Annotated in this window: 24 protein-coding genes and 1 tRNA gene; 3 read left to right on the top strand and 22 right to left on the bottom strand. The window is 53.1% G+C overall.

What is annotated here, in order from left to right; translation table 11 throughout:
- Nucleotides 1-2: 2 nt before the first annotated feature.
- The 10 genes from fliE to sucC all read right to left on the bottom strand — a co-directional run bounded on the left by fliE (nucleotide 3) and on the right by sucC (nucleotide 10,710).
- Nucleotides 3-311 (bottom strand): flagellar hook-basal body complex protein FliE, encoded by a 309-nt coding sequence (gene fliE / locus U9M73_RS04565; RefSeq protein WP_009223001.1) that lies wholly within the window; start codon nucleotides 309-311, stop codon nucleotides 3-5.
- Between the two features lie 44 nt (nucleotides 312-355).
- Entirely contained in the window at nucleotides 356-805 is a 450-nt protein-coding gene (flgC, locus tag U9M73_RS04560; RefSeq protein WP_009223000.1) for a flagellar basal body rod protein FlgC, read from the bottom strand.
- A 6-nt stretch (nucleotides 806-811) separates the two neighbouring features.
- The gene (gene flgB / locus U9M73_RS04555; protein ID WP_009222999.1) at nucleotides 812-1,219 is read right to left on the bottom strand and encodes a flagellar basal body rod protein FlgB; all 408 of its coding nucleotides are present in this window, start codon (nucleotides 1,217-1,219) and stop codon (nucleotides 812-814) included.
- A 392-nt stretch (nucleotides 1,220-1,611) separates the two neighbouring features.
- Complete coding sequence (gene hslU / locus U9M73_RS04550; RefSeq protein ID WP_260071521.1) at nucleotides 1,612-3,015, bottom strand: ATP-dependent protease ATPase subunit HslU; 1,404 nt, start codon at nucleotides 3,013-3,015, stop codon at nucleotides 1,612-1,614.
- 35 nt (nucleotides 3,016-3,050) lie between these two features.
- Nucleotides 3,051-3,593, bottom strand: coding sequence for an ATP-dependent protease subunit HslV (gene hslV / locus U9M73_RS04545; protein ID WP_009222997.1), 543 nt, complete (start codon nucleotides 3,591-3,593; stop codon nucleotides 3,051-3,053).
- Nucleotides 3,594-3,779: 186 nt separating this feature from the next.
- The gene (gene trmFO, locus U9M73_RS04540) at nucleotides 3,780-5,102 is read right to left on the bottom strand and encodes an FADH(2)-oxidizing methylenetetrahydrofolate--tRNA-(uracil(54)-C(5))-methyltransferase TrmFO (RefSeq protein WP_323076448.1); all 1,323 of its coding nucleotides are present in this window, start codon (nucleotides 5,100-5,102) and stop codon (nucleotides 3,780-3,782) included.
- A 67-nt stretch (nucleotides 5,103-5,169) separates the two neighbouring features.
- The gene (gene topA / locus U9M73_RS04535; RefSeq protein WP_323076447.1) at nucleotides 5,170-7,269 is read right to left on the bottom strand and encodes a type I DNA topoisomerase; all 2,100 of its coding nucleotides are present in this window, start codon (nucleotides 7,267-7,269) and stop codon (nucleotides 5,170-5,172) included.
- Between the two features lie 109 nt (nucleotides 7,270-7,378).
- The gene (gene dprA, locus U9M73_RS04530) at nucleotides 7,379-8,467 is read right to left on the bottom strand and encodes a DNA-processing protein DprA (RefSeq protein ID WP_016312455.1); all 1,089 of its coding nucleotides are present in this window, start codon (nucleotides 8,465-8,467) and stop codon (nucleotides 7,379-7,381) included.
- A gap of 98 nt (nucleotides 8,468-8,565) precedes the next feature.
- Nucleotides 8,566-9,495 carry a succinate--CoA ligase subunit alpha gene (gene sucD / locus U9M73_RS04525; RefSeq protein ID WP_009222993.1) on the bottom strand — a complete coding sequence of 310 codons (930 nt, stop codon included), beginning with the start codon at nucleotides 9,493-9,495 and terminating at the stop codon, nucleotides 8,566-8,568.
- Nucleotides 9,496-9,549: 54 nt separating this feature from the next.
- Complete coding sequence (sucC, locus tag U9M73_RS04520; protein WP_323076446.1) at nucleotides 9,550-10,710, bottom strand: ADP-forming succinate--CoA ligase subunit beta; 1,161 nt, start codon at nucleotides 10,708-10,710, stop codon at nucleotides 9,550-9,552.
- A 586-nt stretch (nucleotides 10,711-11,296) separates the two neighbouring features.
- Between sucC and U9M73_RS04515 the strand changes: the two genes are divergently transcribed.
- The gene (locus U9M73_RS04515; RefSeq protein ID WP_323076445.1) at nucleotides 11,297-12,916 is read left to right on the top strand and encodes a YifB family Mg chelatase-like AAA ATPase; all 1,620 of its coding nucleotides are present in this window, start codon (nucleotides 11,297-11,299) and stop codon (nucleotides 12,914-12,916) included.
- Nucleotides 12,917-12,923: 7 nt separating this feature from the next.
- On the opposite strand, the gene U9M73_RS04510 is transcribed toward U9M73_RS04515, so the two are convergent.
- The 9 genes from U9M73_RS04510 to U9M73_RS04470 form a co-directional block, all read right to left on the bottom strand.
- Nucleotides 12,924-13,316 carry a YraN family protein gene (locus tag U9M73_RS04510; RefSeq protein WP_323076444.1) on the bottom strand — a complete coding sequence of 131 codons (393 nt, stop codon included), beginning with the start codon at nucleotides 13,314-13,316 and terminating at the stop codon, nucleotides 12,924-12,926.
- On the bottom strand, nucleotides 13,309-13,614 hold the full coding sequence (locus tag U9M73_RS04505) for an EscU/YscU/HrcU family type III secretion system export apparatus switch protein (protein WP_323076443.1): 306 nt from the start codon (nucleotides 13,612-13,614) through the stop codon (nucleotides 13,309-13,311). The genes U9M73_RS04510 and U9M73_RS04505 overlap by 8 nt, the downstream gene beginning before the upstream one ends.
- A gap of 27 nt (nucleotides 13,615-13,641) precedes the next feature.
- Nucleotides 13,642-15,648, bottom strand: a complete 2,007-nt coding sequence (locus tag U9M73_RS04500; protein ID WP_323076442.1) for a flagellar hook-length control protein FliK — start codon at nucleotides 15,646-15,648, stop codon at nucleotides 13,642-13,644.
- Between the two features lie 71 nt (nucleotides 15,649-15,719).
- On the bottom strand, nucleotides 15,720-16,340 hold the full coding sequence (locus U9M73_RS04495) for a ribonuclease HII (protein ID WP_323076441.1): 621 nt from the start codon (nucleotides 16,338-16,340) through the stop codon (nucleotides 15,720-15,722).
- A 251-nt stretch (nucleotides 16,341-16,591) separates the two neighbouring features.
- Nucleotides 16,592-17,455 (bottom strand): ribosome biogenesis GTPase YlqF, encoded by an 864-nt coding sequence (gene ylqF / locus U9M73_RS04490; protein ID WP_260071976.1) that lies wholly within the window; start codon nucleotides 17,453-17,455, stop codon nucleotides 16,592-16,594.
- A 67-nt stretch (nucleotides 17,456-17,522) separates the two neighbouring features.
- Nucleotides 17,523-18,191: a signal peptidase I gene (gene lepB, locus U9M73_RS04485; RefSeq protein WP_397376645.1), complete on the bottom strand. Its 669-nt coding sequence runs from the start codon at nucleotides 18,189-18,191 to the stop codon at nucleotides 17,523-17,525.
- Between the two features lie 122 nt (nucleotides 18,192-18,313).
- The gene (gene rplS, locus U9M73_RS04480; RefSeq protein WP_059045398.1) at nucleotides 18,314-18,658 is read right to left on the bottom strand and encodes a 50S ribosomal protein L19; all 345 of its coding nucleotides are present in this window, start codon (nucleotides 18,656-18,658) and stop codon (nucleotides 18,314-18,316) included.
- 241 nt (nucleotides 18,659-18,899) lie between these two features.
- Nucleotides 18,900-19,160, bottom strand: coding sequence for a hypothetical protein (locus U9M73_RS04475; protein ID WP_260071975.1), 261 nt, complete (start codon nucleotides 19,158-19,160; stop codon nucleotides 18,900-18,902).
- 165 nt (nucleotides 19,161-19,325) lie between these two features.
- Nucleotides 19,326-19,399, bottom strand: a tRNA-Pro gene (locus U9M73_RS04470).
- Nucleotides 19,400-19,648: 249 nt separating this feature from the next.
- Here U9M73_RS04470 and U9M73_RS04465 point away from each other — a divergent pair.
- Both U9M73_RS04465 and U9M73_RS04460 read left to right on the top strand, forming a co-directional pair.
- The gene (locus U9M73_RS04465) at nucleotides 19,649-20,173 is read left to right on the top strand and encodes a stalk domain-containing protein (protein ID WP_009222982.1); all 525 of its coding nucleotides are present in this window, start codon (nucleotides 19,649-19,651) and stop codon (nucleotides 20,171-20,173) included.
- 124 nt (nucleotides 20,174-20,297) lie between these two features.
- Nucleotides 20,298-21,224 carry a polysaccharide deacetylase family protein gene (locus U9M73_RS04460; RefSeq protein ID WP_323076440.1) on the top strand — a complete coding sequence of 309 codons (927 nt, stop codon included), beginning with the start codon at nucleotides 20,298-20,300 and terminating at the stop codon, nucleotides 21,222-21,224.
- On the opposite strand, the gene trmD is transcribed toward U9M73_RS04460, so the two are convergent.
- From trmD to U9M73_RS04445, 3 genes are all read right to left on the bottom strand, one after another.
- A complete protein-coding gene (gene trmD / locus U9M73_RS04455; protein ID WP_323076439.1) occupies nucleotides 21,199-22,023 on the bottom strand; it encodes a tRNA (guanosine(37)-N1)-methyltransferase TrmD in 825 nt (274 codons plus the stop codon). The genes U9M73_RS04460 and trmD overlap by 26 nt on opposite strands.
- A 1-nt stretch (nucleotide 22,024) precedes the next feature.
- Nucleotides 22,025-22,543 carry a ribosome maturation factor RimM gene (rimM, locus tag U9M73_RS04450; protein ID WP_009222979.1) on the bottom strand — a complete coding sequence of 173 codons (519 nt, stop codon included), beginning with the start codon at nucleotides 22,541-22,543 and terminating at the stop codon, nucleotides 22,025-22,027.
- 138 nt (nucleotides 22,544-22,681) lie between these two features.
- A complete protein-coding gene (locus U9M73_RS04445; RefSeq protein WP_009222978.1) occupies nucleotides 22,682-22,912 on the bottom strand; it encodes a KH domain-containing protein in 231 nt (76 codons plus the stop codon).
- Nucleotides 22,913-22,914 lie beyond the last annotated feature (2 nt).

The following is a 22,914-nucleotide window of genomic DNA, read 5'->3' as shown; positions in this document are numbered from 1 at the left end:
CCTTAAATTTGCGTACGCATAATCTCTTGGTAAGCTTCGATCACTTTATTCCGGACTTGCGTAGTCAACTGCAAACTTAACAAGGCTTGCTCCGAGGCGATCATCATCTCGTCGGCACTTACTTTTCCTAACAGGAACTGGTTGTTCACTTGTTGGGCATTGGCTTCCTGAGCAGCGACTCCTTCCAGTGCATCGTTTAGATAGGAGCTAAATTGCTTTATCGCTTGCGCAGGCGTGAGGTTCTGTTCATTACCGGACGTCTGCATTCCGGTTAGCGGCTTCAAGGAGTCAAAACTCATTCTCTCGATCAACGTGCAACACTCCCAATCACAAATTATGTAAGTCTACTTTTGGTCTATTTCCCGATTTGCAAGGCTTTGGTAAACATCGCCTTACTGGCGTTAAGCGCCGTTACGTTTGCTTCATAAGAGCGAGTTGCCGAAATCATATCTACCATTTCTTTCAAAATATCAACATTAGGCATATAGACATACCCTTCGCTGTCCGCATCAGGATGGGTCGGATTGTAAACCGGTTTAAGCGGTGAGGGGTCCTCTTGAATTTTGGTAATTTTCACCCCTTGACTGCTCACTTCCTTACCCATTACTGAATTCAAGGCACTGTCGAAATCCATTTCCTTGGGTGCCATGACCACCGTTTTGCGCCGGTAAGGAACGGCCTTGCCGTCTACAATCTTAGCCCGGGTTGTTTCAGCATTCGCGATATTGGAGGAAATCACATCCATGCGAAGACGCTGTGCGGTTAAGGCGGAAGAACTAATCCCAAAACTATCACTGATATTCAAGTCCGATTATCTCCCTTCCACGACAGTGCGTTTCATTTTGATTAAATAGTTCAATTGTTCGATGTACGCATTGTATCTCAGCTGATTTTCGGCAAGTTTGGTCATTTCACTGTCGATATCGACATTATTCTGGTTGTTGTTCATTGCCGTACTCTGATCCACACTTACCACCGGCTCGGGAACCTCCGTCGTTGGTCCTATAACGAAATGCCTCACGTCCGTTCTTCTCCCTTGGAGTGCCGGCATATTACCGTTCATTTCCGCTTGCAGCATGCTTTCAAAGGACACGCTGGAGCGCTTAAAGTAAGGGGTGTCTACGTTCGCAATATTGTTAGCGATAACCCCTTGCCGGAGATTTGCGGCCTGGATGGCAGTCTCAAGCCTGTCAAATCCCAGTCCGTTCAACAACTGCACTTTAATTCCCCCCTTAGGCTCATTTGATCTTAATCATTAATGATTCTACAAACAATAAATAAATCCTCTTTTTTTGACAATTTTTTGCTAATTATGTCTTTCTTTTTGTCTTTCTAACGTCCTAACATGAAATTTGTTTAATAATGTCATATATCCTAAGTTTCATGGAGATTCGACATATTTACAATAAGAAAAAAGCCCTATCTTTCGATACTTTATCTCGTTTTTTGGTCAAAAATGAAATTTTTACATAATCATCGCCATTATCCAACAAAATCCAATAAGAAAGACCACCCGCCATTACGGCAAAGTGGCCTAATTTTCGTCAAAATTGTGAAAAACGGATTAGGTCCTTGAAAAACAAGGCCCTAACCCCACGTTCATGAATCTTTCTACAAAATAAATTGACTGAGGTCTCGATCCTGGGCAATATTTCCTAATTTCTCCCGCACGTATTCCGGAGTGATGACCATTTTATCCAGCGTCAGCTCCGGCGCTTCAAAGGACAGATCCTCCAGGAGCTTCTCCAGGATGGTGTGCAGCCGTCTGGCACCGATGTTTTCGGTATTCGCATTCACCATGGCCGCAATACGGGCGATTTCATGGATCGCTGCGTCCGAGAACTCGATTTCCAGATCCTCCGTTCGCAGCAATTCAATATACTGTTTCGTCAAGGCGTTCTCCGGTTCCGTTAAGATCGACACAAAGTCCTCCAGCGTTAAGCTGTCGAGCTCAACCCGGATCGGGAACCGCCCTTGAAGCTCAGGAATTAAGTCAGATGGCTTGGCAATATGGAAAGCTCCTGCCGCAATAAACAAAATATAATCTGTTTTGATCGGACCGTATTTGGTCATCACCGTCGAGCCTTCCACGATCGGCAAAATATCGCGCTGTACGCCCTCACGGGATACGTCGGGACCCGAGCCCTGTCCCCGGCTGGCAACTTTATCGATTTCGTCGATAAAGATGATCCCGGATTGCTCTGCCCGCGTGATTGCTTCCTGAATCAAATCGTCTTGGTCGATCAGCTTCGCCGCTTCCTCCTGCGTCAGCACTTTGCGGGCTTCCTTGACGGTCAGCTTCCGCTTCTTGGTGCGTTTCGGCAGGAGATTGCCAAACATTTCCTGCATGTTCATGCCAAGCTGGTCGTTGCCCTGGCCGGCAAACATATCCATCATCGTTGGCGTGTTGTCTTCAACTTCAACTTCCACGATGTCGTTCTCCATCTGACCGGACAACAATTTGAAGCGCACCTGACGTCGGCGTTCGGCCAGCGTGCTGTCTTCCTCCGGCTCCTCCTGAGCGGAGGTGTTCGCCCCGTTACCGCCCCCAAACAACATCTCGAACGGATTGCGAACGCCTTTTGTTTTATTTTCTGAAGGAACCAGGATCTGAACCAGGCGCTCGTTCGCAAGCTCTTCCGCTTTATCTTTCACCTTCTCGGTACGCTCAAGCTTTACTGTCCGGATCGCCGTTTCGATGAGATCGCGCACCATCGACTCGACGTCTCGACCTACATAACCAACCTCAGTGAACTTCGTTGCTTCCACTTTAACAAAGGGAGCACCAACCAGCTTGGCGAGACGGCGGGCAATTTCCGTCTTCCCCACCCCGGTCGGTCCGATCATCAGGATGTTTTTAGGTACAATTTCATCCTGAACCTCCTCCGGGAGCAAGCTGCGCCGGTAACGGTTCCGCAACGCGACAGCAACCGATTTTTTCGCTTGTTTCTGTCCTACGATGTATTTATCCAGTTCGGCTACGATTTGTCTTGGCGTTAAATTTTTTTCGGTCATGATTCGTCCCCCTGACACGATAGTATCAACGATACTCAAAGCTCCTCAACAATAATGTTGTTGTTCGTATATACGCAGATTTCCGAAGCGATCTGCAAGGATTCGCGGGCGATATCCTTCGCCTCCAACCCTGTAGCATGGCGTTTGAGCGCCCGCGCAGCCGACAGAGCAAAGTTCCCCCCTGACCCGATCGCCAGCACATCATCATCCGGTTCAATAATTTCCCCGCCGCCGGAAATCAGCAGCATCCCGGTTTTGTCCATGACGATCATCAAAGCCTCCAGCTTGCGCAACACGCGGTCCTGGCGCCAATCTTTGGCCAGTTCAACCGCTGCCCGCTGCAGGTTCCCCGAATGCTCTTCCAGTTTCCCCTCAAATTTCTCAAATAACGTGATGGCATCGGCGACCGAACCGGCAAAACCCGCAACCACTTGACCGCGGTACAACCGGCGGACTTTCTTGGCCGTTTGCTTCATCACGACGTTCTGACCAAACGTGACTTGCCCGTCACCGGCAATGGCGCCTTTGCCATTGTGGCGTACAGCGCAAATCGTTGTAGCGTGAAAAGATAGCTCCATGTGTTTGTTCGCCTTCCTCTCTTGTATGTTCTCAGCCCTTACGTTTTTCATCAATTCGAATTTACGCAGGAGGGACTGAGGCAATGGGTTCGTTTACTACGTATGATAATGGGCCAGTTCTATCATATGAACGTCCTTGATTTCAGCATAACCCGTTTACCCCCTAGATTGCAAAAAAACGGTGGATTAACCCAACCGTTCTTCTGCCATAAAGGATCGCAAGCTATTCAGCGCGCGCTGCGCGAGCGCTTCGTTTTTCTCTGCTTTTTTGCGGTAGCGGGTATCCAGCTTCGGAAACAAGCCAAAGTTGGCGTTCATCGGCTGGAAGTGTTCGAAGTCTGCGGTGGTGATGTAACGCGCCATACTGCCCAGCGTTGTGTCCGCAGGGAAGACGATGCCCTCCTGGCCTGCGGCAGCTCGGGCTGCGTTAATCCCCGCAATCAGACCGGAAGCAGCGGACTCGACGTAACCTTCGACACCAGTCATCTGACCCGCGAAGAAGAGCGACGGCCGTGCCTTCAACTGATACGTTGGCATGAGCAGCTTCGGCGAGTTGATAAAGGTGTTACGGTGCATCACGCCGTACCGGACGAACTCGGCATTCTCCAGACCTGGAATCATCGAGAAGACGCGCTTCTGCTCGCCCCATTTCAAATGGGTCTGGAAGCCTACCAAATTGTACAACGTGCCGGCTGCATTATCCTGACGCAGCTGCACCACAGCATACGGGAGCTTGCCGGTGTGCGGGTTGACGAGACCAACCGGCTTCATCGGCCCAAACAGGGCCGTCTGCTTGCCGCGCCGCATCATCACCTCGATCGGCATACAGCCTTCGAAGTAAATCTCCTTCTCGAAGTCTTTCAGCTGAGCTACCTCCGCATGAATTAACGCATCATAGAAAGCGTCGAACTCCTCCTCCGTCATCGGGCAGTTCAAGTAGGCTGCTTCACCTTTGTCGTACCTGGAAGCCAGGTACACTTTGCTCATATCAATCGAATCTTTCTCCACAATCGGAGCGGCAGCATCGTAAAAGTAAAAATAGTCCTCGCCGGTCAACCGCTTAATTTGCTCCGAAAGGGCAGGAGACGTCAGTGGCCCGGTGGCAATCACGACAATCCCGTCCTGCGGGATCTCCTTGATTTCTTCATTCACGACTTCGATCAACGGGTGCTCTCTCAGCGTCCGGGTAATCTCTCCAGAGAATCCGTCCCGGTCAACGGCCAGCGCGCCGCCGGCCGGCACCGCATTGCGATCCGCCGCACCAAGCACCAGCGAGTTCAGCATCCGCATTTCTTCTTTGAGAACGCCAACGGCGTTCGTTAACCCATTGGCCCGCAAAGAGTTACTGCAGACCAGCTCGGCAAATTTATCGGTATGATGCGCCGGCGTCTTCACAACCGGGCGCATTTCGTACAACACCACGGGGATGCCGCGGCTCGCGATTTGCCATGCCGCTTCACTGCCGGCCAATCCCGCGCCGATGACCGTTACTTTATTCGTCATGTTCATGTCCCCCTACTAAATCTCATGCTGAATTTCTAAGCTGTCTCAAAGCCCGCACAAACGCGGGCTCATCTTAATCATCTGTATCGTCGTTATCTTCAATGGCTTCCACGTAGTCGCAGGAGGTACATTGCAGCTTCCCGCCTTGCTTATTTCGCTTCTCTACGAGCATCGAACCGCATTTCGGACAAGGCTTCGGTGAAGGCTTATCCCACGAAACAAAGTCACACTCCGGATAACGGTCGCAGCCATAGAAGACCCGTCCCTTTTTACTCCGGCGCTCGACCACATGGCCTTCTTTACATTTCGGACAGGTGACGCCGATGTCCTTGACGATCGGTTTCGTATTCCGGCATTCCGGAAACCCCGAGCAGGCCAGAAACTTCCCGAAACGTCCCAATTTATAAACCATCGGTCTTCCGCATTTTTCACAGATCTCGTCGGAGACCTCGTCTTCGATTTCGACTTCCTTCATTTCTTCTTCCGCAACCCGAAGCCGTTTCTCAAACGATTTATAAAACTCGCTCAGCACCCTTACCCAATCCTCGGAGCCTTCCTCAACATGGTCCAGGTCCTCCTCCATATGGGCGGTAAACTCCACATCGAGGATTTCCGGGAAGAATTGCTCCGTCTGTTCGATGAGAAGCTCGCCTAACTCGGTAGGGACGAACTTCTTGTCCTCAATCGCCACGTAGCCGCGCTTTTGAATGGTTTCTAGGGTTGGCGCGTACGTACTAGGGCGTCCAATGCCGAGCTCCTCCAGTGTTTTAACCAAACGCGCCTCCGTATAACGAGGCGGGGGTTGGGTAAAATGCTGCTTCGGTTCGATCGACTCTTTCGCCAGCTCTTCCCCTTTCTCCAGGGGCGGTAAAAACTTGTCGTCCTCATTGGCATTTCCATCGTCGTTACCTTCCACATACACCTTCATAAAGCCAGGGAAGCGGATCTTCGACCCAACCGCACGGAACGTCGCTTCGCCGGCGGCAATATCCACCGACATCGTGTCCAGCACGGCAGACGTCATTTGGCTGGCCATAAAACGGTCCCAAATCAATTTATACAGCCGATACTGATCACGGGTAGTAAACTCTTTCACCGATTCCGGATCACGCATCGACGATGTCGGACGGATCGCTTCATGAGCATCCTGGGCACTAGCGGCTTTCTTGGAATACTGACGCGGCGTTTCAGGGGCGTAAGCTTCACCGAATTTCTCCAGGATATATTGCTTTGCTTCCTCTTGGGCTGAAGTGGCGATCCGCGTCGAGTCTGTACGCATGTAAGTGATCAGACCGACGGTCCCTTCTTTGCCGAGGTCAACCCCCTCATACAGCTGCTGGGCGATCGACATCGTTTTGGCTGCCCGGAAATTCAGCTTGCGCGCAGCCTCCTGCTGTAGGGAGCTGGTTGTAAACGGCGCGGCCGGATGGCGGAGACGTTCCTTCTCCTTCACATCGACCACGCTGAACTTGGCATTCTCGATCGATTTCAGAATTACCTGAACTTGTTGTTCGTTTTTCAGCTCGATTTTCTCGCCTTGGTACTGGTGAAACTTCGCTTCGAACGAAGAGCCTCCGGTTTTCAGCTTCGCCGTAATGCTCCAGTATTCTTCCGGAACAAATTCAGAGATTTCATTCTCCCGGTCCAAAATGATTTTCACCGCTACGGATTGAACGCGGCCAAACGACAACCCCTTTTTGATCTTCTTCCACAGCAGCGGGCTGACTTTATAACCAACCAGCCGGTCCAAAATCCGTCTGGCTTGCTGCGCGTTCACCAGGTCCATGTTGATGGGGCGCGGGTTTTTGAAGGCGTCTCTAACCGCTTGCTTCGTAATTTCATTAAATACGACGCGGCAAGTATCCTTTTCATCCACGTCCAGCGCATGGGCCAGATGCCAGGCAATCGCTTCTCCTTCGCGATCGGGGTCGGCTGCCAGATAGATTTTTTTTACTTTTTTGCTGGCATCCTTTAATTCTTTTAATACAGAACCCTTCCCACGGATTGTAATATACTTCGGACTGAAGTCGTTCTCTACTTCAACCCCAATTTGGCTCTTGGGCAAATCGCGAACATGACCCATTGAGGCTTTCACGATGTATTTGCTGCCTAAGTATTTGCCAATCGTTTTCGCCTTGGCAGGCGATTCCACGATGACGAGTGAATCCGCCACAGGTTCGTCCTCCTCTCAAACAATACGAAACTCAAAAACTGGTGTTCATTGTAATCAGGTAAAATACTCATATAGTCATATATTCAAGCCACTCTCGGTTAGGAATGGACTATATTAGCTGGTATACGGAGCCGGGGAGTTGAACCGCCGTTTTTTTCATGATTAAAGATAACAGAACTGAATGTAAAAGTCCAAAATCCCACCCGGTCTGCACTAGCAGATCATCAAAACTCGTGATGCCCTGCTCCAACATATGGTATATGCGGCGCTCCTCATCTGTCAACTTGTTTCCTGTTACCGCTTCCTTTTTCGTCTCCTTCGCGGCAGGTAAAAAGGCCTCGTAATCCTCCCAAATATCCTTGGCTTCGGTTACGATTTTGGCTCCCTGCTTCAAAAGCCACAAGGTGCCCCGGCTTTTCGGCGAGGTAATCGGCCCGGGGACAGCAAACAGGTCGCGATTTTCCTCCAGCGCCTTATCGGCCGTGATCAAGGAACCGCTGCGGGCGTCGGCCTCCACAACCACCGTACCATGAGCAATTCCCGCGATGATCCGGTTGCGCTGCGGGAACATCCCGGGATGGCCAGGTGTACCGATCGGATATTCCGAGATGACAAGCCCTTGCTCGGCGATGCGGCGATACATCGAGACATGCTCCGGAGGATAAGCAACGTCGATCGCAGTGCCTAATACGGCTATGGTTGTTCCTCCTGCCTGCAAAGCCGCTTCATGGCAAACTCCGTCAATCCCGCGGGCCATCCCGCTCACGATCGTGATCCCAAGGGCGCAAAGCTCACCGGCTAAGGCAGCTCCTACCTTTCGTCCATAGGCGGTTGGCGTCCGCGTACCGACCATCGCGACAGAGAGGCCGTTCAGCAGCCTGGTATCGCCTAGAGCATACAAAACCCATGGCGGCTGAGCGGTCTCCTTCATTAAAATAGGATACTCCAAATCCAGCCTTGTAATTACCTGTATGCCTTTACCGTCGTACTGTTCCAGTTGGGCCTCAATCCAGTCCCGAGTGAACCGCTCCGACAGCCGAAGTGACAGTTCTGGACCCAGTCCCCGCTCCCTCCAGTCCGCTGCGGTAAACTCGATGGCATGCTCCCAGTCCTCATCATATGCAACGATTTGCTGCAGCGTTTTCCAGCCTACCCCGGGGAATTCATGTAATCCCGCTAGTACCCATTTCTTCTCCACATCTAATCCCTCCTTGAAAAATAAAAAAAGCAACCTCCTCGAGCCGTTTATGGCTAAGAAGGTTGCTTACCTTTGGGTATGATTATATCAAAAATAGCTTAGCGTGTCGTGCACAATTCTAAAAGGCCGCGTTCTTCCAGAACACTAACCAGCGTTGCGCCCATCTCCGAAGGCGTAGGCGCTACTTTTATGCCACAGGACTCCAGCTTAGCGATTTTTTCCTTCGCCGTTCCTTTACCGCCGGAAATAATCGCACCGGCATGCCCCATCCGTTTCCCTGGAGGAGCCGTCACACCGCCGATAAAGCCAACGACAGGCTTCGTCATATTTTTCTGGATCCATTCGGCTGCCTCTTCTTCGGCCGTTCCGCCGATTTCCCCGATCATGATCACGGCATGCGTGTTGTCATCATCATTAAACCGGCGCAAAATATCGATGAACTCCGAGCCCTTCACCGGATCGCCGCCGATGCCAACCGCCGAAGATTGCCCGATGCCGCGAGTTGTCAATTGATGCACCGCTTCATACGTCAACGTACCGCTGCGCGATACGACGCCGACATGACCTGGCAAATGGATATAACCCGGCATGATGCCGATTTTGCATTCGCCTGGTGTAATGACGCCCGGGCAGTTCGGACCGATCAGTACGGTCTTTTTCCCTTCCATATAACGTTTCACCTTCACCATATCGAGGACCGGAATCCCCTCTGTGATGCAGATGACCAGATCCAATTCCGCTTCCACGGCTTCCAGAATCGAATCGGCTGCAAATGCCGGCGGTACATAAATAACGCTGGCGGTAGCCCCCGTCGCTTCCTTCGCTTCGCGAACCGTGTTAAACACCGGCAGGCTGACGGTTTCGCCGCTCTCCAAGGTAATATCTACCTTCGTGCCGCCTTTGCCCGGAGACGTTCCCCCAACCATTTGCGTGCCGTAGTCAAGCGCTCCTTTGGCATGGAACAATGCGGTTTTCCCGGTGATTCCCTGGGTGATGACCTTCGTATTCTTATCGACCAAAATACTCATATTTCGAGCCTCCCCTTATGGATAGGTGATTGCAATGTGAGGTACCACTCTAAATTACGAGACGAGCGAAACGATCTTCTGAGCGCCATCCGCCATCGAATCTGCCGAGACGATTGCCAGCCCCGATTCAGCTAGAATTTGCTTGCCGAGATCAACGTTTGTTCCCTCAAGGCGCACAACGAGCGGACGGTCCAAACCGACCTGCTTCGCGGCTTCCACGATCCCCGAAGCAATCACGTCGCATTTCATGATGCCGCCGAAAATATTCACGAAAATCCCTTTCACCTTGGCGTCCGACAAAATAATTTTGAAGGCTTCCGTGACCTTCTCCGCCGTTGCGCCTCCCCCAACATCCAGGAAGTTCGCCGGGTCTCCGCCGTAATATTTGATGATGTCCATCGTCGCCATCGCCAGACCGGCCCCGTTCACCATACAGCCGATGTTACCATCGAGCGCAATGTAGCTGAGGTCGTACTTCGAGGCTTCGATCTCCTTCTCGTCCTCTTCTTCCAGATCGCGCAACGCCAAAATGTCCTTATGACGGAACAGCGCATTGGAATCGAAATTCAGCTTCGCATCCAGCGCCAGGACGTTGCCATCGCCAGTGACGACGAGCGGGTTAATCTCCGCGATGGAACAATCTTTGTCCACAAAAGCTTCATACAAAGCCAGCATAAACTGCGTAGCTTTGCCTACCAATTCATTAGGAATGTTAATGGAGTAAGCCAATCTGCGGGCTTGGAACGGCGTCAAGCCGACAGCCGGATCAACCACTTCTTTGAAAATTTTCTCCGGAGTTGCGGCTGCCACTTCTTCGATTTCTGTGCCGCCTTCCTCAGAGGCCATCATCGTCACGCGGCCCGTTCCACGGTCCACGACAACGCCAACGTAATACTCCTTCTTGATATCGCAGCCTTGCTCGATCAAGAGGCGTTTGACCTCTTTCCCCTCAGGTCCCGTTTGATGCGTGACCAGTACCTTGCCGAGGAGTTCCTGAGCATAGGTTCTCACCTCATCCAAGCTTTTGGCCACTTTGACGCCGCCGGCTTTACCGCGGCCTCCGGCATGAATTTGCGCCTTGACCACGACAACCGGGGTCCCCAGCGCTTTCGCCGCTTCCACAGCTTCCTCGACCGTAAACGCTACGCGTCCTTCAGGAACGGCCACACCGTACTGCTTTAGGACTTCTTTTCCTTGATACTCATGGATATTCATGCGTAAAATCCTCCTATCAACAGGCGGTATTTTAGAGGGTCCAAAAACCAGCGGCTTGTGGTCCCCCTTCTCGAAAACATCAGCTGAAACCCAGAATATTGTACCACTTTTTTGAAACGCTTTCCTCAAAAAGTTCATCATTTATACACAACTTTTTTATATCATTTTCATCTCAAGTTGAGATGAATAATTGACGCAGCAGGGGAGAATGGCCAAAGTGCAATGAATCGCTTTCAAAGTTTCAAGGAGTTGCAGGGACAGGAAAAACTCGCGCCAATTTGTTCAGCCCAAAATTGACACTGCGCCCACACGCATCTCATCATGAGATGGATTTCGACGAATTTCAGCAATTTATGAAAATATCTTAGGTTGTGAGAAAAATGCTTGCCAGCTTCCTCCCGAAATCACATTCTGATACCTCCCCTGCTTCGCCTTAGCAGCGTAGGTTTGCCAACTTGACAATCGTTAACGTTCGTCCTAGAATACGTGTAACTAAATGAATCGGGAAAATAAGGAAGCACCTTTTTCCAATCCAGGCTTTGCCCAAGCAAAGCTTAAATCGATAGGAATGAGGTGTTTTTTTGTTATGTACGGTAAACTACACAGCGCCTGCTTGTACGGCATTGACGGCGTGATCATCGAGGTTGAGGTTGACTTGTCCAGCGGCATTCCGCAAACGAGCATCGTCGGCTTGCCGGATTCGGCCGTTCGCGAAGCGATTGACCGGGTCCGGGCAGCGATCAAAAACTGCGGCTATCGCTTTCCGCTTCAGCGCGTAACGATTAATTTAGCGCCGGCTGACCTGCGCAAGGAAGGCTCGGCCTTCGATCTGGCCATCGCGCTGGCAATATTGGCGGCTAGTGACCAGGTGAGATTGCCGCCGGAGGAGCGCTTGTTGATCATCGGAGAGCTGTCGCTGGACGGCACGCTGCGTCCTGTACCAGGCGTTCTGTCCATGGTGGATCGGGCACGGCGCGATGGCTTTACGGCGGTGCTGCTCCCGCAGAATAATGCCGAAGAAGCGCTGCTGCTTGGAGGTATTCGAGTTTATGCCCTCAGCCATTTGAGCGAACTCGCCCCTCCCTCGCACGAAGCGAAGGACTCGGAGGTGGCAGCTGCGTTGCCTTTGCACTCCATTCAGGTGCATCAAGAGCAGGCTCCGCTTGTCCTTCAAACCTTAAACCATCTTGAGAAAAAGCCGGAAGGCACGGGGACAACGGCCGAGCTTCCTCCCCTGCTCGATTACAGCGACGTGATCGGTCAGCGGCAAATTAAACGGGCGCTGGTCATCGCTGCCGCCGGGTTCCATAACATCGTGCTGATCGGGCCGCCCGGTACCGGCAAGACAATGCTGGTGCAACGACTCCCCTCCATCCTGCCGCCCTTAACGCTGGAAGAATCGTTAGAGGTCACGAAAATCTACAGCTCTGCCGGCAAATTCAATGATTCCGGGCAAGGACTAATCCAGCGCCGCCCCTTTCGTTCGCCGCACCATACGATATCCGCCGGCGGTCTGATTGGAGGGGGCGGAATCCCGAAGCCGGGGGAAGTCAGCCTTGCCCACCATGGCGTGTTGTTCCTTGACGAGCTGCCCGAGTTCTCCCGGAACGTGCTGGAGGTATTGCGCCAGCCGCTGGAGGATCGCGTCGTCACCATCAGCCGTTCCCGGGCGTCGTTCACGTTCCCTGCTCATTTCCTGCTGGCGGGATCGTTAAATCCGTGTCCGTGTGGCTATCTCGGTGCCGAGCCGCCGCTGCCCGCCTGTACCTGCTCGCCTTGGCGAATCGCTCAATACCGCGAAAAAATATCCGGCCCCTTATTAGACCGGATTGATATGCAGGTGGAGGTTCCTCGCCCGCAGCGTTGGCAGGACGATCCTCAGCCGCTGGATTCCGCAGCGATGCGGGAACAGGTGATGGCAGCCGAACGGATTCAACAGGAACGCTATCGCGGCTGCCGGATCTCCCGGAACAGCGAGCTGTCCGGCAGCCTGCTGCGTCGATTTGCCCCGCTAGACCGTGATGCGACCAAGCTGCTGCAGGATTGTTTTGCCACGCTGGGGCTGAGCATGCGGGCATATGACCGGATCATCAAGCTGTCCCGAACGATTGCCGATCTGGAAGGAGAAGTCCATATTCGTGCCGAGCATGTCGCAGAAGCGATCCAATACCGGCAACTGGACCGGCGGCATGAAGTTGCGGGATGAGTCCCCGTCAGAAAGCGGCTTGAATATGCTCCAGCGCGATATTATCGCCTCGTCCGAACGTCACCGCAATTACATCAAAGCGAAGGTTGGCGTCCGATTGACCCGTACGATGCAAATAAACCGCGGCTGTATCACGAACCTGCTTGATTTTGCGGGCATTCACCGACTCCGCCGGCGTGCCGAAAGCCGCAGCCTGCTGGCTGCGGCTTCGGACTTCTACGATCACGAGAACGTCTCGCTTCCTGGCAATGATGTCGAGTTCTCCGCTGCGGCAGCGCCAATTCCGCTCAAGAATCGTGTATCCCTGTGAAATCAGATGCTCGCAAGCGGCCTGTTCCGCTTTCCGGCCGCGTTCTTTGCGGCCATCTCCTCTTCGCCCATTGATGCCAAGGTTACTCAAAGAACAACCCTCTTTCCGCCATTTTATCCGATCGATAAATAAAGGTCAGAATTTCGGCAACCAGGTCATACAGTTCGGCAGGAATCTGTTGATCCAAATCCAGCTTGGACAACACCTCAACCAATGCGGCGTCCTCCTGGATTGGAATCCCGTGCTCCAGCGCTGCGTCAAGGATCCGGTCAGCGATCAGGCCCTTGCCTTTGGCCACAACGACCGGAGCCTCTCCCTGGCCGGGGTCGTATTTCAAGGCGACTGCTTTTTTGAAAGCCAAGCTGGGCGCTTGCGGTTTCTCCTTCATACGCGGTAATCCACTCCTTTGTATACGCTAGGCGCATAAGACATCGGCTGGCTGAAATCCGCTTCGTTGCCTTCCTCCCCCTCCGGCTTGATCAAAGGCTCCGCCTTGAGCGATAAGAGCCGATAGCCCGCCTTCTCCAACGCCGTACTCACTTCTTCCTGGCGGGATTCCAAAAAGGCTCCGGTCGTTTCCTTTTCGCTGTAGATTTTGAGCAGCACCTTCTTGTCGGCGACCTGTACGTCGACCATGATTTGCCCCAGCGTCTTCATCTGCAAATCGAACCATAACCGGCAATTGGCCGGATCCAGTTCGCCTTTGCGTCCGCGCCGCGACTCGATGTGCACGGCGGCGGTTTGCCGGCCGTCCGGACCGATCAAGGGCAGGAACATCGTCACCTGCGCAAACGGCGCGGTCCGGTCGGTATTGAGCAGCAGCTGCTGCCCGGTCAGCTGCTGTACGAGCTGGCGCGCCGCCCCCCCCCCCCCCCCCTCCATGGAGCGGCGCGGGCAGCTCGTCTGAGGCCATCACCTGCAGGAGAAGGCCTTTCAGCGTCTCATGCGCAGCCGTGCTCGCCGCCGTCACGCCGCTGCCGCTGCGAGCGGCTGCGGCGGCTGCTTCGGCGCCAAGCGGCTGCGCTTTCCCGGCGGGAGCTCCGCCTCGCCCGGGGCCGCACCGCCCGCCGCTGCCGCATGGCGCAGCGGCGCTGGCGCCGCCTCCGGCGCGGCCGCAGGCCCGCTGCCGGGCACCTGGCCGCCGGGCGCCTCCGCGCCCCCGGCGGCGGCCCGCGCCGAAGCGCCGGCCGCAGGCGGCGCTTCCTGCGCTCCCGCGGCCGGCGGGCTCGCCGCCGGCGCGGTCGCGCGGCGCCTGCTGCTCGTGCTCCGCACCGAGCAGCTTCAGCACGCGCCCCACCCACGGCTCCGCCGCGAGCGTGGGGCGCGTGCCCGCCGGCGAAGGCCCTGCGGGCCCTTCGCCTTGCGGCGCGGCCGCCGCCGGGCCCTTGCCATCGGCGGCGGCGCCTCCTGCCGGGCCGGCCATCGCGCGGCCCGGCAAGTCCGTGCCCTCCGGAAGCACGGACGATTGCAGCTCCGCCAGCACCGCTTGCAGCTTAGCGACCAGCGCTCCGCCCGGTGCACTTGCGGCTTGCTGTCCCTGCAGCCCCGGCTGCGGGGATTGCGGCCCGCCCGAGGCAACCGCAAAAGCGCCCTGCCGGGCTAACTGCACCAACCCAGCTGCCTGATTTGGCTGGGCTCCTCCGCCGCTCGGCAGCGTCCCTGCTTGTGCTGCTCCCCAGGCGGCCGTCCCGGCATTCGACCCGGGCGCTGGAGAAGCGGTGCCCCCCGCAAGCAAGGGGGATGCCGTTTGCCCCGTCTGAGCCGATGAGCCAGCCGCCGAGCCTGAGCCGGTATGTCCTCCGTTTCCGGTCATGTCCGGCCCCGCTTGGCGCAAAAAGCCGGCGATCTGCTCCTCCAGCGAGGACAGCAGGACGTGCAGCGGAGGTCCAAAAACAGCTTGGTGCAACCCCGCTACCGTTTCACCGGTGATCGGAAGCCCCCGTCCAAAAGCAATGCCGGCCGCCTGAATCCACTCCGACAGCGGCACTCCAGCCGGCTTTAGCCCGGAGACCTGCTGCAGGAGCGACAAATTTTCCCGCGTTAACGGAATTCCGCTTTTCTGCATCATCTGCAGGAATTCCCGGTTCGCCGGCGTATTCTCAAGTCCCAGCGATTCGAGCGCCTTAGCAAGAGAAGCGGGAGACAGGACGGTCCCCGGGTCCGAGGAAATTGGCTTCAAGACCGCTAAACCGTCCTTCGATTCCGGCTGCACCTGCAGAAGCGTTGTTTCCCCCGGGCGCATCGGCGTCTCTAAGGCAGCGTGAAGCTTCACGCCCTGGACCTGAATGACGGCCACTTGCCCATCGTCAGAGACGGACAAGACCGTGCCGCGGACCACCTGCCCCGTCTTGAGTTCCAGCGATTTCGGCTCCCCGGAACGAACGTCCCCCATCAAACTGCGCAGCAGCGGTCCGATATTCATAAGCTCCCCCCTTTGATTTCGTTTAGGATATGGAAAACCCGCCTCGATCGAGAGCGGGTAAGGAATGCCAGTTAAAACAACGTTTGTTCTTCCACGAACAAATTGCGCATAAAGCTCTTGCGATGCATCGGCGTTGGCCCCAATGCAAGTAGCTGTTCGCGGTGCAGCTTGGTTGCATAACCTTTATGTACGGCGATTCCGTATTCGGGATAACGTGCATCCCATTCGCCCTGGCACAAACGGTCCCGAGTCACCTTGGCAACGATCGAAGCGGCCGCGATCGACTGACTGGTGGCATCCCCTTTGATCACCGAAAGTTGGGGAATGGGTACATCCACCTTCTCCGCATCGATGAGCAGAAAATCCGGCTGAATCGTCAGCTGCTCGACCGCCTGCTTCATCGCCCGCCTTGTTGCCTGCTTAATATTGATTTGGTCAATTGTAGCCGCATCCACAAATCCGATCCCCACGGCAATCGCCTGCTCCATAATGAGATCAAACAGCTTCTCCCGCTTCTTGGCGCTTAATTTCTTCGAATCGTTAACGTCCTCAAACACGAGCCCCTGCGGCAAAATGACCGCAGCCGCTACCACATCTCCAAACAAGCAGCCTCTGCCCACTTCGTCGATCCCCGCAATATGCGGATATCCCGCTTGCCAGTACTCGCGCTCATATTTTAATAAATCGTCCATAATGCCTCCTTGTTCTCGCGAAACTTCCCCCGTTGCTAGCTGTTCTATGTTGTTGGTTCCTATCTCCGGACTCGGAAATGAGGGTTCCACGCCTGGAGCGCATCCATCACTCTATCGGTTTCATCTCTATAAATTACGATGCTTCCCTTATTTTATCGGCAATCCTCTTTCGATTCTACAGCCTTTCGCTAAAAAAACAAGCCGCCGGCGATCTGAAGAAGGATCTCCAAACCGCCAGCGGCTTTCATTTATTAATAGGGGGCTTCCAACGAATATCTGCCCAGCTTCCCGGCTCTCAATTCGCGAAGCAGAATCCCCGATGCTTTCTCCAAATCCACTCGTCCACCGCTGATGAGGCAACCGCGTTTACGCCCCACCGCTTCCATGATCGCAACGATTTCGTCCGGATCGTCGAAGTCTCGCGGCGGCTGATCCAGCTCAAACCGCGCTTTGAACGGCTCCCAGTAATACCGGACCAAATATTTTACGGCAAAAAAAGCGATGTCTTCCACGTTCAAAATCTCTTCGCGGATCGCACCGGTCACGGCCAGCCGGTAGCCGACGTTCTGATCCTCAAACTTCGGCCATAAAATACCCGGCGTGTCGAGTAACTCCATCTCCGTGCCAACCTTGATCCATTGCTGACCTTTGGTGACGCCGGGTCTGTCGCCGGTGGCGGCGATTTTACGACCAGCTAAGCCATTAATCAGCGTTGATTTCCCAACATTCGGGATTCCGACAATTAAAGCTCGAACCGCCCGGGGCTTGATGCCTTTGGCGATTTGCTTCTCGATCCGCTCCTTCAGCAGTTCCTTGGCCAAGCGGGGAATCTCCTTTAAGCCTTGCCCGCTGGCGGCGTCTGCTTCAACGGCCAGATGCCCTTCTTCCTTAAAATAAGCAATCCATTGCCGCGTAACCGCAGGGTCGGCCAAATCGGATTTATTTAATACGATCAAGCGCGGCTTACCTTGCAAAATCTCATCGATCATCGGATTGCGGCTCGACAGAGGCAACCTCGCGTCAAGGAGCTCGATGACCACATCGATCAGCTTGAGCTTCTCCTGGATTTGCCGGCGTGCCTTGGTCATGTGGCCGGGAAACCATTGAATTGTCATATACCTTCACCTCACTGTCCCAAGAACGCGCCTTCCCTCACGTTTCTCCCATTCTATTGCGCAACGTCTAGTGCCGGATAAACTTCAGATCCGACAGCGGCCAGAACACCAGATCTGCCCGACCTACGATGTCTTTGTAAGGTACGTAACCGATCCGCCGGCTGTCCGTGCTATTCGAGCGGTTATCCCCCAGTACAAATACGTATCCTTCCGGCACGGTTCCATCCGGAACCAGCTCGTTGGGAAAATTCGCTTCCGTATTGTACAGCTCGTTATTATTATGCTTCTCGATCACGACATCTTTAATGTACTTCTCGTCTACGACCTTCCCGTTGACCGTCACCGTATCCCCTTCCACTTGAACGGTATCCCCAGGGACGCCGATTACACGTTTGATGAAATCCCGCCCCTCCGACGGAACGTGGAAAACAATGACCTCGCCGTGCTTTGGAGCGCGGATATCATAAATGATCTTGTTGACGATGATCCGTTCTCCCGTATGAAAGTTTGGCTGCATCGACGGGCCGTCGACGATAAACGGAGCAAAGAAAAGCCAACGAATCAGGAGAACCAGCACAACGGCGATGGCGATAGCTTTCAGCCACTCCAGCGCCTCGCTTTTTTCCTTCTTGCCCGCAGGCGGCGTTTGCACCGCTCCTGGCCCGTCTGGCGACTGCTCCACCCGTCCGGAAGACGGCGAAACCTCCGGATAATCCTGACGTTCATGCTTCTCCATGGATCGTGACCTCTCCTTATCTCTTAAAATATGTACTGGAGGTAGTGAATGAACTCGAAACTTCCCGAAGAAAAAGCAAAGGGGCTTGATTGGATACAAGCCCCCTCTTCGTTAACGGAAAATTAACGACGTACTTCTTTAATTCTCGCTGCTTTACCGCGAAGCTCACGAAGATAATACAACTTCGCACGACGCACTTTACCACGGCGAGCCACTTCGATTTTATCGATTTTCGGGGAATGAAGCGGGAAAGTTCTTTCCACGCCTACACCGTTGGAAATTTTACGAACCGTAAAAGTTTCGCTAATTCCGCCGCCACGACGCTTAATCACAACACCTTCGAACAATTGGACACGTTCACGAGATCCCTCGATAACCTTAACGAACACTTTCAAAGTGTCACCAGGACGAAAGCTCGGAATATCCTTGCGAAGCTGTTCTTGCGTAATCGCTTGTACGATATTCATCTAGGACTCCCTCCTTCCACTCAGGTGTTCATGCCTCTTCCAAAGAACCTCTTGTTCTTCTTCATCATCCGCAGCGGACCACCGAATTCACAACAAATTGAATTTTACCATAATCCCATAGGCTTCGCAAGAAAAATATAAGTTCTACAAGGCAAGGGTTATCAGGGGATATCCTAAATTTATCCTATCCAAAATTGAACAAAAAAATGCCTCCAATCCCTTGGAGGCGAACGTTTCAGCCTTAAATTAATGCAATTGCCAGCAGCGTGAACAGGCTCAGCGTCAAAATATCCCCGGCCGCTCCAGAAGGCCCGTATCCGTAGCCATAACCGTAGGGCGGATAAAATGCCGAAATTTGAGCCCGGCCTTTTCCTGATCTTTTTAGATATACATTGTACCGGTCAACCTTCACGATCGTGCCTTCGTGTACGGCGCCGTCACAGGCTAAAATACGAACTCGCTTCCCCATGCATCGTAAGCAATTATAATAAATCTCTTCCATTCCCTTGTTCCCCTTCCTTATGCAAGCTAATGCATAGTATGAGAACAGTGGACGAACGGTATGGGCGACTAACGATTTGAGGCAACTGCCTCGCTAGCTTTCGTGGTTAAAAAAAGAAACAGGCAAAATTCAGTTGAATTTGCCTGTTTCTTCGGTTTGCTAGGATCGGAGTAGCGGGATTCGAACCCACGGCCTCACCCACCCCAAGGGTGCGCGCTACCTGACTGCGCCATACCCCGATAATCACTCATGGTGGTTAACGATTTGCCGTTCAACGTTAACCTTATGTCAATCGCGTAGTTCCATTATAAGCCATAAGCGCGCACCCTCGCAAGAGCTTAGGCACAAGCCTAAGACCCAATCTCTCTGGATTAGGGCTAGTCCCTTCGTCTGATCTGCTCCCAGCAAAATAACCCACAAATCCTATATCATTAGATAAGCTTCTGTGTAATATTTTTAAAGGACGATAATCGATTGGAGGGAATCGAATGAAAAAGTTCGTACTCGCGGTTACGGCGTGTGCCTTAATTGGCTCGGCATCCGTGGCGGGGGCTGCTCCTGCGGTAAAAACGGTCAAAGCGACCATCAAATACTTCAATTACGTGGTGAATGGGCAAACCAAGCTGACCGCGGATGCGCTGGTCTTTAATGGAACGACCTATGTCCCGATTCGTGAAGCCGCAAGCTTGTTTAATTACAGCACAACCTACGATGGTGCGACCAAAACGATTTCGTTCAGTTCAAAGAAGGAATGGATCACCTTATCCGATCTGATCGCTGCAAACCCGCGCCTTTCCGCTTCGCAATCTGAAGATACCGCCAATGTATACGTTGTTCGCGCGGGAGGCGAAACCGCATTTAGCCTTAATGCCGCAAACCTTAAGGATGGAGAAACGACTTCCGTCGTTACGAACAAGTCTCATTTGATCACTGTTAAGAAAGAGCTGGGGTCGATTGTGTTAAGCAAAAAAGACGTCATCGCCGCCGGATATATCGTCGAATCATTCGAATAAGCAAAACCCTCGGTAAATCTACCGGGGGTTTTTGGTTTTGATGTAGGCTAACAAATCGTAACCACTTTTTTGGAGAGAGCGAATAAAATAGATCTAATAGAGAAAAATAGGAGTTTGTGGAGAAATGAGAAGAAGATTAGCAAAGTATGTACTATTTTTCGCAGCAATTTCGATTTTTGTGTATTCGGCCGCAGTGACCCATCCGAATACGGTAATGGCCCGTAAGGCTTGTACCTCATGGGATATGGTAAAAACGAAGGTGTTTACTTCAAGCCATGCGAAGCATGAGGAATATCCCACCCTGCCGAAGGACTTTGCGGTTGCCCCAGGCACCGCCGCACAAGTGCCCGTACTGATGTATCATTACATAACCCCGAAGCAATACAATCAAGAGCCTGGCAACAAATCCATCATCAATCTTGAGGCTTTTGAAGCAGAGATGGCCTATCTGCATGAGCAGGAGTATTATACCGCCTCTTTAAGCGAACTTGAACAATACGTCAGAGGACAAATCTCCCTGCCGGCCAAGAGCGTGGTGATTACCTTTGATGACGGCTATCAAAATAACTATATTTACGCTTATCCGATTCTCAAAACCTATGGATTTAAAGCAGCCATCTTTGTCATCGGCAGTAAAATCGAAGAAGAAACCCAAAACTTTGATCCCACGAAGAAAACGTATCTTTCAAAGGAAGAAATCCATGCTGCGCGCGATGTATTCGAGTTTCACAGCCACACGTACAATCTGCATTACAAAGGCTTTCAAAAATGCGGGGTTGCTGCATCCGCAGGGCTAGACTCCACGTTGATCCAAGCCGATATCGACAAGATGAAGGAAAACGGGGTCGACTCTCCTTACTTTGCTTACCCGTATGGCGAGAAATCCCAACAGATGATTTATGAGCTGCAGGAGAACGGCTACCGCATGGCTTTCACCGTTCGCCAGGGCTTTGTTCAACCCGGTGACCGGTTAATGGCTTTAAACCGCTTAACGGTCACATCGGACACAGACATGGAGAAGTTACTTAATCCTTCCCTTTCGGAGCATTAGCTTTGATTTCTTCCAGCCAGCGCAAGTCCTTAGGGGATAACTCCACCTTCTCAAGCAGATCGGGGCGTCGCTCCCACGTCCGCCGTAACGCTTCCTTGCGCCGCCATTCATCGACATTGGCATGATGTCCACTGAGCAGAATATCCGGCACTCTCCAGCCGCGAAACTCAACGGGACGTGTGTAATGCGGGTATTCCAGCAGTCCGGTGCTAAACGAATCGGTGACCGCGCTTGTTTCATTGCCTAACACCCCGGGCAGCAGGCGCGTCACACTGTCGATGACAACCATCGCCGGCAGCTCGCCGCCGGTCAGCACATAATCGCCGATCGATAACTCGTCGGTGACCAAATGCTGGCGAATCCGTTCGTCGTATCCTTCATAATGGCCGCAAATAAAGATCAGGTGATCTTCCTGGGCCAATTCTTCCGCCTTCTTTTGCGTAAACGTCTCGCCTTGCGGACACATCAGGATAATGCGCGGTGGACGAACGGAAGGGTTTGGCGTCAGGTCAGGTTCTGCAGCAGCTGCCGGATCTTTCGCTGTATCTCCGTTTTCCCCATCAATTTCCCGTCCAAGCAAATCTTCAACCGCACGAAAAATCGGTTCCGGCTTCAGCACCATCCCTCCGCCGCCGCCATAAGGCGTGTCATCGACAGTCCCGTGTTTATTACCCGCGTAGTCCCGGAAGTTAATGGCGTTGAATGACACAATGCCCTTGTCCTGAGCTTTGCCGAGGATGCTGCTGCCAAATACGCCGGCGAACATTTCAGGAAACAAGGTCAACACATCCACGCGCATCCTACAACAGTCCTTCCATCATATGCACTGTAATGATTTTCTCCTTCACGTTGACGTCCAATACAACGTCATCGATCACCGGAAGCAGCAGCTGTTTACCGTTTGGCAGCTTGGCCACCCAAACGTCATTGGCGCCGGGCCGCAAAATCTCCACGATTTCACCTAACTCTTCCCCCTCATCGGAAACAACTCTGCAGCCGATGATTTCATGGAAATAATATTCGTTTTCCGGAAGCTCCACCGATTCCGCCTTGCTCACCTTCAAGTCACGGCCTTTGAACCTTTCCACATCGTTGATGTTGGAGAATTCGACGAATTTGACAATATACATCTGTTTGTAAGGCCGCGCCGATTGTACGGTGACCTCCAGCCGTTCCCCGGTTTCGGGATGAACGATCAGGAGCCGGCTTTTCGGAGCAAAGCGCACCTCCGGAAAGTCCGTCTGCAACAGCACGCGAAGCTCCCCGCGTATCCCGTGTGTATTTACGATTTTGCCTACCGTTAACAATGAATCCGACATATTAACCTCCCAAGTGCTATCTCCTCGTCATACTCGCAGCTTGTCCTAACTGCCAGGATCCTTCTGCTTCAGCATGTACGAAAAAGGGCTAGGACAAACATCCTAACCCGCTTTCGTCTACCATTATGAAGTTACCGTTCAAGACATGATATCCACGGTGACCCGCTTATCCATCTTGACCGCTGCCGATGCTACGACGGTGCGAAGCGCCTTGGCGATTCTCCCCTGCTTGCCAATAACCTTCCCTACATCGTCGGGATGTACGGAGAGCTCATACACAATCAGGTGGTCCTTCTCCACGACATCTACGCGCACGTCGTCCGGATGATCAACAAGAGCCTTCGCAATAACGCCGACTAATTGTTCCATTT

Origin of the sequence: Paenibacillus phoenicis (assembly GCF_034718895.1) — a bacterium.
GTDB lineage: Bacteria > Bacillota > Bacilli > Paenibacillales > Paenibacillaceae > Fontibacillus > Fontibacillus phoenicis.
The sequence above is the reverse complement of the archived record's forward strand: the minus strand, read 5'-3'. Positions and strand labels throughout refer to the sequence as shown.

What these genes read in the sequence shown, in the direction of transcription:
- hslV (WP_009222997.1), bottom strand. Translation starts at nt 3,593, where the DNA reads ATGGAGCTATCTTTTCACGCTACAACGATTTGCGCTGTACGCCACAAT.
- rplS (WP_059045398.1), bottom strand. Translation starts at nt 18,658, where the DNA reads ATGAATATCGTACAAGCGATTACGCAAGAACAGCTTCGCAAGGATATT.
- ylqF (WP_260071976.1), bottom strand. Translation starts at nt 17,455, where the DNA reads ATGACAATTCAATGGTTTCCCGGCCACATGACCAAGGCACGCCGGCAA.
- trmFO (WP_323076448.1), bottom strand. Translation starts at nt 5,102, where the DNA reads ATGAACATGACGAATAAAGTAACGGTCATCGGCGCGGGATTGGCCGGC.
- rimM (WP_009222979.1), bottom strand. Translation starts at nt 22,543, where the DNA reads ATGTCGGATTCATTGTTAACGGTAGGCAAAATCGTAAATACACACGGG.
- lepB (WP_397376645.1), bottom strand. Translation starts at nt 18,191, where the DNA reads ATGGAGAAGCATGAACGTCAGGATTATCCGGAGGTTTCGCCGTCTTCC.
- sucD (WP_009222993.1), bottom strand. Translation starts at nt 9,495, where the DNA reads ATGAGTATTTTGGTCGATAAGAATACGAAGGTCATCACCCAGGGAATC.
- U9M73_RS04500 (WP_323076442.1), bottom strand. Translation starts at nt 15,648, where the DNA reads ATGAATATCGGACCGCTGCTGCGCAGTTTGATGGGGGACGTTCGTTCC.
- U9M73_RS04460 (WP_323076440.1), top strand. Translation starts at nt 20,298, where the DNA reads ATGAGAAGAAGATTAGCAAAGTATGTACTATTTTTCGCAGCAATTTCG.
- U9M73_RS04465 (WP_009222982.1), top strand. Translation starts at nt 19,649, where the DNA reads ATGAAAAAGTTCGTACTCGCGGTTACGGCGTGTGCCTTAATTGGCTCG.
- hslU (WP_260071521.1), bottom strand. Translation starts at nt 3,015, where the DNA reads ATGACCGAAAAAAATTTAACGCCAAGACAAATCGTAGCCGAACTGGAT.
- sucC (WP_323076446.1), bottom strand. Translation starts at nt 10,710, where the DNA reads ATGAATATCCATGAGTATCAAGGAAAAGAAGTCCTAAAGCAGTACGGT.
- U9M73_RS04475 (WP_260071975.1), bottom strand. Translation starts at nt 19,160, where the DNA reads ATGGAAGAGATTTATTATAATTGCTTACGATGCATGGGGAAGCGAGTT.
- U9M73_RS04515 (WP_323076445.1), top strand. Translation starts at nt 11,297, where the DNA reads ATGTACGGTAAACTACACAGCGCCTGCTTGTACGGCATTGACGGCGTG.
- U9M73_RS04505 (WP_323076443.1), bottom strand. Translation starts at nt 13,614, where the DNA reads ATGAAGGAGAAACCGCAAGCGCCCAGCTTGGCTTTCAAAAAAGCAGTC.
- trmD (WP_323076439.1), bottom strand. Translation starts at nt 22,023, where the DNA reads ATGCGCGTGGATGTGTTGACCTTGTTTCCTGAAATGTTCGCCGGCGTA.
- U9M73_RS04495 (WP_323076441.1), bottom strand. Translation starts at nt 16,340, where the DNA reads ATGGACGATTTATTAAAATATGAGCGCGAGTACTGGCAAGCGGGATAT.
- U9M73_RS04445 (WP_009222978.1), bottom strand. Translation starts at nt 22,912, where the DNA reads ATGGAACAATTAGTCGGCGTTATTGCGAAGGCTCTTGTTGATCATCCG.